An 11599-nucleotide genomic window follows, 5' to 3' on the forward strand; every position below is an offset into this window, starting at 1 on the left:
CGCGTGGCCGTGGTCGCTGTGCACTGCTGCGCCGTGCCGCAGCAGTGCACAGCGCCGGCACGGGTACTTGGCGGGCCCGCCGCGCCGGGAATCCGTGGATTACACCGCTGTCATTCATCCACACTGGGGACAACTCCTGTGGACAACTCCCGTTTGTCCACAGTTGTCCACAGGCGGCGTGGGGTAAATCCGCTCGTCCGCAGGGCCGGACGGCATCCACACGCGGGACGCAGATCGGCCCCCGACCACAGAGGTCGGGGGCCGCTCGAAGCGTGCAGGGGAGGCGTCAGCGCCAGCGGGTCGTCATGAGGAACCCGGCCATCATGAACGCGAAGCCGGCCCCGAGGTTCCAGCGACCGATCTGCGGCAGCGGGTACTCCTTGGCGCCGGAGATGTAGTAGGTCACGACCCAGACGAGACCGATCAGCATGAGGCCGAGCATCACGGGAACGAACCAGCGCGGGTTCGGCTTGACGCTGTTGCTCTGCGCCGTGCGGGGCGGGGTGTAGGCGGGCTTGGCTCGGCCCTTGGACTCTGGCACGGACTGTCTCCTTGGCTATCGGTGTCGTGGCCTAGCGTAGAGCCTTGAGCAGAGAGGCGGTGACCCCATGGCCCGGCACAGCACGTTCCTCACGGCGCGACCCTCCATGTGGTCGGTCCTCGTGCCGGTCGTCGCCATCTTCGCGGGCATCCTCTTCGCGACCAGCGGGTCGGTCGCCCAGGGCCGCAGCCTGCGCTCGGACGCCTCCGGACTGCCGGACATCATCCGCCAGCAGACCAAGGACAACACGCGGATGACCGAGGAGCTCGAGACCCTGAGCACCGAGGTCGACGAGCTGACCCGCGGTGGGGCTCCGGGCAACGCCGAGGTCGACGAGATCAAGCGTCAGGGCGACGCGCTGGCTCACGCGGCCGGCCGCACCGACGTCGCGGGCCCGGGAGTCGAGGTCCAGCTCACCGACTCCAAGCTCCCGGTCGACCAGCTGCCTGACGGCTTCTCGGTCGACGACATCGTCGTGCACCAGCAGGACGTCCAGGCCGTCGTCAACGCGCTGTGGGCCGGTGGCGCCGAGGCGATGATGATCCAGGACCAGCGAATCATCACGACGAGCGCCGTCCGCTGCGTCGGCAACACCCTCATCCTCCAGGGCCGGGTCTACTCCCCGCCCTACCGCATCCGGGCCATCGGCGAGCCCTCCCAGCTGCGCGACATGCTCACCCAGTCGCCGGAGGTGCAGATCTACCAGGAGTACGTCCGCGCCGTCGGCCTCGGCTACCAGGTGAGCTCGTCCGACCGGTTCGAGTTCCCGGCCTACGCCGGGTCGATCACGCCCGACTACGCGACGGTGGACGGGCGGTCGTGAGGCGGACCGCTGGCGTGGTCGGCGAGCTCCTCATGACCCTGGGCGTCCTCGTCCTGCTCTTCGTCGTGTGGCAGCTCTTCTGGACCGACGTCGTGTCGGACCGGGCCCAGGCCAAGTCCGTGACGAGCCTGGAGCGCAAGTTCGCCGAGGCGGCGCGGACCCCCGAGGGCCCCCGTGACCCGGCGGCCGCCATCGAGGGCGACGCCTTCGCCGTCGTGCGCGTCCCCCGGTTCGGGGCCGACTACGCGCGCCCCCTCGTCAGGGGCACGTCGGCGGCCGAGCTCGCGCGGGGCCTTGGCCACTACGTCGGCACGGCGGGCCCCGGTGAGGTCGGCAACTTCGCCATCGCCGGGCACCGCACGACCTACGGCAAGCCGCTCGCCGACATCGACCGCCTCCGGACCGGGGACGAGATCATCGTCGAGACCGCCGAGGGCGAGAACGTGTATGCCGTGACGAGCCACGAGATCGTCCGCCCCTGGGAGTCCGAGGTCATCGCGCCCGTGCCCGGTGAGCCCGGGGCGAGACCGACGAAGGCGGTCCTAACCCTGACGTCGTGCCACCCGAAGTTCAGCGCCAAGCAGCGCTGGGTCGTGCACGCCGAGCTGACGCTCACCCGGACGAGGGAGCAGATCGCCTTGTCCGACAATGTGCCCGCCCCGGCCCTGGAGCCGTCCTGATGTATGCCGCGCTCTGGCGTGCGCTGCCGGGTCCCGCCGTCGTGCGGCTCGTCCTCCTCCTGCTGCTGCTCGCCCTCGTCGTGCTCGCCTGCTTCGAGTGGCTCTTCCCGCTCGTCGCATCGTGGCTGCCCTACGACGAGACCACCGTCGGTGCGGATACTGGTGGCACGGCATACCCGTCCTTCCCGACTCCGGAGACCTTGTGACCGACACCGCCCGACGCATCCTCGTCATCGACAACTACGACTCGTTCGTCTTCACGATCGTCGGCTATCTCGAGCAGCTCGGCGCGGAGTGCACCGTCGTGCGCAACGACGCGATCGCCGCGACCGACGGTGCGGACTACGACGGCGTGCTCGTCTCGCCCGGGCCGGGGACGCCCGAGGAGGCCGGCGTCTCGATGGCGATGATCGAGGCGTGCGCCGAGCGGACGCAGCCGATGCTCGGTGTCTGCCTCGGCCACCAGGCCCTGGGCGTCGTCTTCGGCGGCACGGTCGGGCGCGCGCCCGAGCTGCTCCACGGCAAGACCTCGCTCGTCCAGCACTCCGGCGAGGGCGTGCTCGCCGGGCTGCCCACGCCGTTCACGGCGACGCGCTACCACTCGCTGACGATCGACCCGCCGACCTTGCCGGAGTCGCTGCTGAGCACCGGGCAGACCGAGAGCGGCATCATCATGGCCGTCCAGCACCGTGAGCTGCCCCTGCACGGCGTGCAGTTCCACCCCGAGTCGGTGCTCACCCAGGGCGGACACCGGCTGCTGGCCAACTGGCTCGAGGTGTGCGGCGACGAGGGCGCCGTCGGGCGGTCGGAGGGGCTGAGCCCGCTCGTGCACGACGCCGCCGTGGCCCACGTCGCCGCCCAGGTCACCGGCTGACGCCCACCCCCGACGCGCACGCCCCGGCCCCAAACCCCCGACGCCCCAACTTCCCTCCCCATGCGGGGAGCTACGGGCCGGGGAGGGTGATCGACGGCGTCGGCGTGCTGGTCGATGACGCCGTCGGAGACGGGGTCGCCGTCGCGCTCGGCGTGGGCGTCGGGGTCGGCGTGGGCGGGGCGGGTGGCGGCTTCTGCGCAACCCGGATCGTCACCTCGGAACCCTGGGCGATGAGCTCACCCTCGTCCGGCTCCTGGGCGATGACCGTCCCCTCCTTCGCCTCCGCCGTCTGGCGGTAGACCGTCTTCGGCTTCAGGCCGATCGCGAGCAGCGCCGCCGATGCCTCGTCCTGGGTCATCGTCGTCAGCTTGGGCACGGCGACCTGACCGGACGCGACGTTGAGGTTGACGAGGTCGCCGGGCTCGAGCGACTCCCCGACCTTCGGGGCCGTCGACACGACCCGGTCCTTGGGCTGCAGGTGGCTGTTGATCCGATCGGTCTTGCCGACGGTGAGCTTGAGCCGCTCGAGTGCAGCCGTGGCCTCGGCGACGGTCATCCCGGCGAGGTCGGGGACTCTCACCGAGCTGGGCCCGGACGAGACGACGAGCGTGACGGTGGTGTCGGCAGGGTCGACGCGCACGCCGGCGTTCGGGTCCTGGGAGATCACTGACCCCTCAGCGACCTGGTCGCTCTGCTCGGTCCGCTGCGTCACCTGGTCGAGCCCGACCTTGCGCAGGTCGGACAGGGCGGTGGCCACGGGCTTGCCCTCGACGGGTGGCACGGAGACCTTGGCTGCCTCCGCCTGCATGGCGCGGTACTGCATGACGCCGAACCCGAGCAGCGCCAGCGCCGTGAGCAGTGCGACGGTGACCAGGGCGAGGCGTCGTCCGCGGTGTCGATCGGGCGGGGACCCCTGACGGTCGACCGCCGGGAACGTCGAGGTCACCGGACCGGCCGGGGCGCCCGCGGGCGCGTCCTCCCGCGGACGGGTCTGGGCGGCATACACCTCGGTGGGTTCGGAGGTGCTCACGGTCGTCGCGGCACCCGCGGCGAGCACCGCGAGGGCGGCGGCCGCCTCGGCGCTGACCGGGCGTCCGAGTCGGGCGTTCTGGAGGTCGCTGCGGAACGATGCGGCGTCCTGGTAGCGCTCCTCGCGGGGCTTGGCGAGCGAGTGCAGCACGACGGCGTCGAGGTCCTCGCTGAGCGAGTCCTCGATCGCCGATGGCGGGATGGGCCGCTCGCCGACGTGCTGGTAGGCGATCGAGACCGGGCTGTCGCCGACGAACGGCGGGCGTCCGGTGAGCAGCTCGTAGAGCATGCAGCCGGCGGAGTAGAGGTCGGAGCGGGCGTCGACGGCCTGGCCCTGCGCCTGCTCGGGCGAGAGGTACTGGGCGGTGCCGATGACGGCCTGCGTCTGCGTCATGGTCGCGGCGGTGTCGGCGATGGCGCGGGCGATGCCGAAGTCCATGACCTTGACCGAGCCGTCGCCGGTGATCATGACGTTGGCGGGCTTGATGTCGCGGTGGACGATGCCCATCCGGTGGCTGTAGCCGAGCGCGTCGAGGACCCCCTCGGTGACGCGCAGGGCCTCCTCGGTCTTGAGCCGGCCCTCCTCCGTGAGGACCTCGCGCAGCGTCCGGCCCTCGACGTACTCCATGACCATGTAGGGCACGGCGACGCTGGCGCCGCCGGACTCGATGGTGTGGTCCTCGCCGGAGTCGTAGACGGCGACGATCGAGGCGTGGTTGAGCCCGGCCGAGGACTGCGCCTCGCGCCGGAACCGCTTGATGAACGACTGGTCGCGAGCGAGGTCGCTGCGCAGCATCTTGATTGCGACGGGTCGCCCGAGACGCGTGTCATGGCCGAGGTGCACCTCGGCCATTCCCCCTCGACCGATGAGCTCCCCGACTTCGTAGCGGCCCCCCAGCAGCAGGGGATCCTCGCTCATTGCGTCCTCACTTCTTCAGCCCTGCTTCGATCATGGCCTTGGCGATGGGGCCGCCGACGGCGCCACCTCCGCGGGCCTCGCTGTCGGGGTCCCCACCGTTCTCGACGACCACCGCGACAGCGATCTGGGGGTCGTTGGCCGGTGCGAAGCCGGTGAACCAGGCATGGGCGCGCGAGACCCGGTCGGTCTCGGCGGTGCCGGTCTTGCCGGCGACGCGCACCCCGTCGATCTGCGCGGGCTCGCCGCTGCCGTCCTCGACGACGGCCTCCATCATCTCGGTGAGCTGCGCGGCGACCTCGGGGCTCACGGCCTCCGAGAGCTCCTCGGGCTCGGCCCGCTCGATGACGCTGAGGTCGCTCGAGAGCACCGAGCGCACGAGGTGCGGCTTCATGACGATGCCGCGGTTGGCGACCCCGGCGCTGAACATCGCGACCTGGAGCGGGGTGACGCGCACGTCGTACTGGCCGACGGCCGACTGTGCCAGCTGCGGCTGGTTGAGCTCGGCCGGGACTGAGCTCGGCGTGACCCGCATGGGGATCGAGATCTGGTCTCCCACACCGAACTTCGCCGCCTGGTCGCGCAGCGCGTCGGCGCCGAGCTCGAGGCCGAGGTAGCCGAAGGCGCTGTTGCAGGACGTCGCCATGGCGCGCAGGAACGTCGTCCTGTCGTCCGGGCCGCACGAGCGGTCGCCGAAGTTGGGCAGGCCGACGGTCGTCTGCGGCAGGTCGAGCTCGGCCGGCCCGGGCAGCACGGTGTCGGGCGCGAACCTCCCGCTCGAGAGGGCGGCCGCAGCCGTGACGATCTTGAACGTCGAGCCCGGCGGGTAGAGGTCGCCGCCGATCGCCCGGTTGACGAGCGGCTTGTTCGCGTTGCCGTTGAGACCCTTGTATGCCGCGTCGACCTTGGCGAGGTCGTGTCCCGAGAGCGGGGACGGGTTGTAGGTCGGGTTGCTCACCATCGCGAGGATCTCGCCGGTGGACGGGTTGAGCGCGACCGCGGCGCCCTTGCGCCCGTCGAGCGCCTTGATCGCGGCCTGCTGCACGGCAGCGTCGATGGTCAGCTCGAGGCTCGCGCCGGTGGTCTTGCGGCCGGTGAAGAGGTCGGACACCCGCCGGAACGCGAGCTTGTCGCTGCTGCCCGAGAGCAGCCCGTTCTCGGCCTGCTCGAGGCCGCCGCCGGCGCCGTAGAAGGAGTAGTAGCCGGTGACGTGCGCGTATGCCGTCCCCTGCGGGTAGGTGCGCAGCCACTTGTACTCGTTGCTGGCCGGGACCGACTTCGCGATGGCGGTGTCGCCGACGAGGATCTGGCCGCGCTCGCGGGCGTAGCTGCTGAGCAGGGTCCGGCGGTTGTCGGGTCGCGCGTTGAGCTCCTTGGCCCAGACGAACTGGATGAGCGTCGTCGAGACGAGCAGCGAGGCGAAGAGCAGGGCGACGACGAAGGAGAGACGGCGGATCGGCTGGTTCACCTCAGCTTCACCACCTGGGTCTGTTCGTTGGCCACGGGGTTGGGGGCCTCCGGGTCGGGGACAGGACGGCGGGCGTGGTCGCTGATGCGCAGCAGGAGCGCGACGAGCGTCCAGTTCGCGAGGAGGGAGGAGCCGCCCTGCGAGAGGAACGGCATCGTCAGGCCGGTCAGCGGGATGACCCGCGTGACACCGCCGACGACGACGAAGCACTGGAGGGCGACCGAGAAGGCGAGGCCGGAGGCGAGGAGCTTGCCGAAGCCGTCGCGGGCACCGATGGCGGTGCGCAGGCCGCGCTCGACGAGGAGCACGTAGAGGATGAGCAGGGCGAAGAGCCCGATGAGCCCGATCTCCTCGCCGAAGCTGGGGATGATGAAGTCGCTCTCGGCGAAGTAGGTGAGGTCGGGTCGTCCGCGCCCCAGGCCGGTGCCGACCATGCCGCCGGAGGCCATGCCCATGAGCCCGCGCGCCAGCTGGTCGGAGGTGTCGAGCGCCTCCCGGCTGAACGTGTCGAGCCAGAGCAGGACACGGCGCTGCACGTGGTCGAAGAGCAGGTTGGCGACCCAGCAGCCAACGCCGAAGAGGAGCAGGCCGATGGCGACCCACGACGTCCGCTCGGTGGCGATGTAGAGCATCGCGACGAAGAGGCCGAAGAAGAGCAGCGAGGAGCCGAGGTCCTTCTCGAGGACGAGGACCCCGACGGACAGCATCCACGCGACGAGGATCGGGCCGAGGTCGCGCGCTCGCGGCAGGGTCAGGCCGAGGATCCGGCGACCGGCCACGGAGAGGGCGTCGCGGGTCTGGACGAGGTAGCCGGCGAAGAACACCGCGAGCACGATCTTGGCGATCTCACCAGGCTGGAACGAGAACGGCCCGAGCGCGATCCAGATCCGCGAGCCGTAGTTCTCGACGCCGAGGCCCGGCACGAGCGGCAGGACGAGGAGCCCGAAGCCGATGGCGCCGGCGAGGTAGGTGTAGCGGCGCAGGATGCGGTGGTCGCGCAGGATGATGAGCGCCGCGATGGCGAGGGCGGCCGCGAGGGCGCTCCACATGAGCTGGCGCAGAGCCATGCCCTCGGCGAGGTCGCGGCCGTTGGCGAGGTCGAGCCGGTTGATCATGACGAGCCCGAGGCCGTTGAGCAGGGTGGCGATCGGGAGGATGAGCGGGTCGGCGTAGGGCGCGCGCAGCCGCATCGTGATGTGGAAGGCGGCGGTGATGAGGAGGAAGCCGGTGCCGACCGCGACGAGGCTCGGGGGCACGGCGCCCTCGACTGCGATGCCGACGTTGACGTAGGCGAGCGCGACGATCGCCACCGCGAAGACGAGGAGCCCGAGCTCGACGTTGCGGCCCTTGCGCGCGGGGATGGCGGAGACGGTGGTCATGCGTTCGGGCTGGCGGTCGGGGCCGGTGACCCCGTCACCGTCGCGCTCGGCGACGGCGCCGGGCTGCCCGAGGTGGTCGGGGTGGGAGTCGGTGTGGGCGTGGGCGTCGTCCACGTCGAGGGGACGGTCGCGCAGTCACGGCCCTGGGTCTGGGCGTAGCGGCACGCCTGGGCCTGCACCTCGAGGTTGCTGACGAGGGCGGCGGCGTCGGAGCGGGTCTTCATCGTGATCCCGCGCGCGAGCTGGGCGCGGTAGAAGTCGGGCAGGTCCTCGACGACGATGCCGCTCATCGTCTCGGGGCTCGAGAGGTCGATCGGGCCGATCGTCTGGTCGACGCCCTTGAACACGGTGACCCGGCCGTCGTTGACGCCGACGTAGAACTGCGCCTGCGTCCACGCGTAGGCGGCGTAGCCGCCACCGACGAGCAGCACGAGCGCGAGGACTGCGGCCCCGAGTCCTCGCAGCACCGTGCCCGTGCGGCTGCGCGGTCCCTCGTCGGCGAGGTGCAGGTCGTCGTCGGCGGCCCCGCTGGCCTCCTGCGACAGCGCGGCCGCCTTGGCCGCCGGTGTCACGGGGATCGGGCGGGTGTGCGAGCGGATGGCCGCTGCGGCGCCGACGACCTCGGGTGAGTCGCTCGGCACCGGGCCCTTGGTGAGGTCGACGACGTCGCCGATGACGACGGTGACGTTGTCCGGGGCGCCGGCTCGCAGCGCCAGCTGGACGAGACGCTCGGCGCAGTCACCGGGCTTGCGCTCGGTGGTGAGGACCTCGTCGATGGTCTGGCGGGTGACGTAGTCGGACAGGCCGTCGGAGCAGATGAGGTAGCGGTCGCCGACGATCGCCCGGCGCACGACGACGTCGGGCTCCTCACCCTCGGCGCCGGTGAGCACCCGCGTCACGAGCGAGCGCTGAGGGTGCGTCGTCGCCTCCTCGGGGGTGATCCGTCCCTCGTCGACGAGGGACTGGACGAAGCTGTGGTCCTTGGTGATCTGGCTGACCTCGCCGTCACGGACGACATAGGCACGCGAGTCGCCGATGTGCGCGAGGACGAGCTTGTCGCGGGCCCGCAGGATGGCGATGAGCGTCGTGCCCATGCCGTCGAGCTCGGGGTCGTCCTCGGCGAGGTTGCCGAGCGCCGCGTTGGCCGCGGTGATCCGCCGCAGCAGGGCCTTGGTGGCGTCGACCCCCGAGAAGGACTCGCCGTCGAGCGGCACGAGGGCGCCGAGGATCGTCGAGGAGGCGACGTCGCCGCCGGCGTGGCCGCCCATGCCGTCGGCCATCGCGAGAAGGTGCGGGCCGGCATACCCGCTGTCCTCGTTGTTGGTCCGCACCATCCCGACGTCGGAGCGGGCAGCGAAGTGGAACGCGATACCCACGGGCTACCTCCGGAGCTCGACGATAGTCGTCCCGAACCGGATCTCGGTGCCGGTGGTCACCGGCGTCGCGGTGGTGAGCCGCTGGGGACCGATGAAGGTGCCGTTGGTCGAGCCGAGGTCCTCGACGACCCAGCCCTCGGGACCCTTGTAGATGCGGGCGTGGCGGCCGGAGGCGAAGTCGTCCTCGAGGACGAGCGCGGACTCCGGGCTGCGGCCGATGAGGATGCCGGCCTCGCGCAGCGGCAGGCTCGTGCCGGCGAGCGGCCCGCTCATGACGCGCAGGTGGCTGGGGTCGCGGCTGGCGGCACGGGCGTTGAAGCGGCGGCCGACGGGTCGCTGCTCCGCGGGGACGGAAGCCGGTGCGGCGCCACGGGCCACTGGTCGCGGGGTGCTGCCGCGAGGGGGGACGGCTCGACGGGGCGTGACCTGGGTGCCGTAGAGGTCGCCGCGCAGGACGCCGACGACGGCGATGACGAAGGCCCAGAGCGCCACGAGGAGCCCAAGGCGCATGACGGTGATGGTGAGTTCACTCATCGAGTCGTGCTCACTCCTGTCACTTCCGACCGGCGCGGTAGGTCACCGAGGTCCGGCCGACGGTGATCCGGTCGCCGCCCTCGAGGTGCTCGGTCGTGATGGGCTCGCCGTTGACGAACGTGCCGTTGGTCGACCCGAGGTCGCGGATCGTGGCGACGGTGTTGGGACCGTCCTGGGTCACGCGGATCTCGCTGTGCCGACGCGAGATCCCGGGGTCGTCGAGGATGATGTCGGCGCTGTCGTCACGGCCCAGGACCGTGATCGCGCCCATGAGGGGGTAGCGCTCGCCGTCGACGTCGAGCCACGGCCGGTCGGCCGGGTTGGTCCGGCGCGGCTTGGCCGGGGGCTTCGCCGGTCGGTATGCCGTGGTCTCACCGAGGTCGTCGTCCTCCTGGCCCCGGGGTGGCCGGGTCCGCGCGGCGGGAGCGGCTGCGGGAGGTGCGGCCGAGGCGGCGGGCGGGCGGCCGGCATACGGGTCGGCGGTCCGGGACGGAAGGGGCTGGTGCTGGCCGGTCATCCCGGTGGCGCGCGGGCGCTTCGCGGTGCTCGGGCGGATCCGGAAGACGCCGGTCTCGAGCTCGGTGTCCTCGTCGAAGAGGATGTCGATCGGCCCGCCCGGCTGGTAGTGCTGGCTGTCGGCGTGCTCCTCGGCGGCGGCGATGAGCTCGTTCTCGAGCTCGACCCCGTGCTCGGTGAGGCGCTCGTAGTCGGTCTCGCTCAGCTCGATCGTGAAGACGTTGGGCACGAGGCTGCGGCCCTTGCCGGCGGTCGCGGCGCGGTCGTCCATCGCTCGCCGGATGGCGCTCGCGATCTCGACGGGCTGCACCTCGGAGCGGAAGGCCTTGGCGAAGACGCCGTTGACGGCGCGCTCGAGCTTGCCCTCCATGCGGTCGAACAGGCCCACGGCACACCTCCTTGCTCGTCGTCGCGCTCAGCCTCGTCGTGGCCGATGTCCGTTGCGATGCTATCTGCCGGGACTGTGGTGGCTCGCGAGGCGGGCGTGAACGATGTCTGGAGACGATGGACAGGCCGGCGTGATCCCACCATCAGGCTTGCTGCTCGGCGGTGAAGTCTTCGCCCAGGTCGGAGCGCCCTACCATCTCGATGAACCGCCGGAGGAGGGGAAGGTCGTTGTCCCGTCGCCAGGCGAGGACGAGGTCGCTCGAGGCCTTGGGCCACTCGAGCGGTTTGTGCACGGCACCGGTCACCTGGATGTGCCGCACCGACTCAGGGGCGATGGCGACGCCGAACCCTGCTGCGACGAGCGCGATCAGGGTGGAGGTCTGCGTGACCTCCTGGATGATGCGTGGTGAGAAGCCTGCCGTCCTGCACGTCGCGATCGTGGCCTCAAACATTGTCGAGCCGACGCGGCTGTCGTACGTAACGAAGGGGTCGTGGGCCAGGTCGTCGAGGCGGATCCGGTCCGCGCCTGCCAGCCGGTGGTCCCGCGGTAGAACCACGGCCAGGGGCTCGGCCCAAACCACCCGCGACTCCAGCTCGGGGCGAGGGAAGGCGAGTCGGCCGAAACAGGCGTCCAGCCGGCCCGTCACGAGTGCCTCGGACTGGGCCGGCGAAAGCATCTCGCCCTCGGCGTGGAGCTCGGCGTCAGGGAACTCGCGACGGAAGTTGCTCGCGACCACCGGGAGCAACGAGTAGGTGTTCGAGCCGGTGAAGCCGACTCCCAACCTCCCGGTGATGCCCTGTGCAGCACGTTGGGCGGCGGCTGCGGCGATGTCGACCCGGTGCAGGATCTCGCGAGCCTCCTTCTCGAAGGCACGCCCGGCAGCGGTCAGCTTGACCGAACGCGTTGTGCGCTCGAAGAGCTCGGCCCCGATCTCGTTCTCCAGCTGCCGGATCTGACGGCTCAGCGGCGGCTGTTGGATGTGAAGCCTCTGAGCCGCTCGGTTGAAGTGCAGCTCCTCCGCGACCACGACGAAGTAGCGCAGGTGCCGGATCTCCACGTCGGCAGCATGTCACAG

The 11599-nt window shown here is 71.1% G+C and carries 12 protein-coding genes; 4 read left to right on the top strand and 8 right to left on the bottom strand.

The window, feature by feature from the left end; all coding sequences use genetic code 11:
• Positions 1-286 precede the first annotated feature (286 nt).
• Positions 287-541 (bottom strand): cell division protein CrgA, encoded by a 255-nt coding sequence (locus LL946_RS07525; protein ID WP_404386365.1) that lies wholly within the window; start codon positions 539-541, stop codon positions 287-289.
• Between the two features lie 67 nt (positions 542-608).
• Between LL946_RS07525 and LL946_RS07530 the strand changes: the two genes are divergently transcribed.
• Genes LL946_RS07530 through LL946_RS07545 form a run of 4 tightly spaced genes read left to right on the top strand, consistent with a single transcriptional unit; the run spans position 609 to position 2918 of the window.
• Positions 609-1364, top strand: coding sequence for a DUF881 domain-containing protein (locus LL946_RS07530; RefSeq protein WP_404386367.1), 756 nt, complete (start codon positions 609-611; stop codon positions 1362-1364).
• Positions 1361-2044, top strand: a complete 684-nt coding sequence (locus tag LL946_RS07535) for a class E sortase (protein WP_404386369.1) — start codon at positions 1361-1363, stop codon at positions 2042-2044. Before LL946_RS07530 ends, LL946_RS07535 begins: the two co-directional genes overlap by 4 nt.
• The gene (locus LL946_RS07540) at positions 2044-2250 is read left to right on the top strand and encodes a hypothetical protein (RefSeq protein ID WP_404386371.1); all 207 of its coding nucleotides are present in this window, start codon (positions 2044-2046) and stop codon (positions 2248-2250) included. Before LL946_RS07535 ends, LL946_RS07540 begins: the two co-directional genes overlap by 1 nt.
• Positions 2247-2918, top strand: a complete 672-nt coding sequence (locus tag LL946_RS07545) for an aminodeoxychorismate/anthranilate synthase component II (RefSeq protein WP_404386373.1) — start codon at positions 2247-2249, stop codon at positions 2916-2918. Before LL946_RS07540 ends, LL946_RS07545 begins: the two co-directional genes overlap by 4 nt.
• Positions 2919-2988: 70 nt before the next feature.
• On the opposite strand, the gene pknB is transcribed toward LL946_RS07545, so the two are convergent.
• The 7 genes from pknB to LL946_RS07580 all read right to left on the bottom strand — a co-directional run bounded on the left by pknB (position 2989) and on the right by LL946_RS07580 (position 11581).
• On the bottom strand, positions 2989-4866 hold the full coding sequence (pknB, locus tag LL946_RS07550; RefSeq protein WP_404386375.1) for a Stk1 family PASTA domain-containing Ser/Thr kinase: 1878 nt from the start codon (positions 4864-4866) through the stop codon (positions 2989-2991).
• A gap of 7 nt (positions 4867-4873) precedes the next feature.
• Positions 4874-6331, bottom strand: coding sequence for a peptidoglycan D,D-transpeptidase FtsI family protein (locus tag LL946_RS07555; RefSeq protein ID WP_404386377.1), 1458 nt, complete (start codon positions 6329-6331; stop codon positions 4874-4876).
• A complete protein-coding gene (locus LL946_RS07560) occupies positions 6328-7710 on the bottom strand; it encodes an FtsW/RodA/SpoVE family cell cycle protein (protein WP_404386825.1) in 1383 nt (460 codons plus the stop codon). The genes LL946_RS07555 and LL946_RS07560 overlap by 4 nt, the downstream gene beginning before the upstream one ends.
• Entirely contained in the window at positions 7707-9086 is a 1380-nt protein-coding gene (locus LL946_RS07565) for a PP2C family protein-serine/threonine phosphatase (RefSeq protein WP_404386379.1), read from the bottom strand. Before LL946_RS07565 ends, LL946_RS07560 begins: the two co-directional genes overlap by 4 nt.
• A 3-nt stretch (positions 9087-9089) precedes the next feature.
• Complete coding sequence (locus tag LL946_RS07570; protein ID WP_404386381.1) at positions 9090-9620, bottom strand: FHA domain-containing protein; 531 nt, start codon at positions 9618-9620, stop codon at positions 9090-9092.
• Between the two features lie 19 nt (positions 9621-9639).
• Positions 9640-10524 carry an FhaA domain-containing protein gene (locus tag LL946_RS07575; RefSeq protein WP_404386383.1) on the bottom strand — a complete coding sequence of 295 codons (885 nt, stop codon included), beginning with the start codon at positions 10522-10524 and terminating at the stop codon, positions 9640-9642.
• A gap of 142 nt (positions 10525-10666) precedes the next feature.
• The gene (locus tag LL946_RS07580; RefSeq protein ID WP_404386385.1) at positions 10667-11581 is read right to left on the bottom strand and encodes a LysR family transcriptional regulator; all 915 of its coding nucleotides are present in this window, start codon (positions 11579-11581) and stop codon (positions 10667-10669) included.
• Positions 11582-11599: the final 18 nt, after the last annotated feature.

Origin of the sequence: Knoellia locipacati (assembly GCF_044791685.1) — a bacterium.
GTDB classification, from domain to species: Bacteria; Actinomycetota; Actinomycetes; order Actinomycetales; family Dermatophilaceae; genus Knoellia; species Knoellia locipacati_A.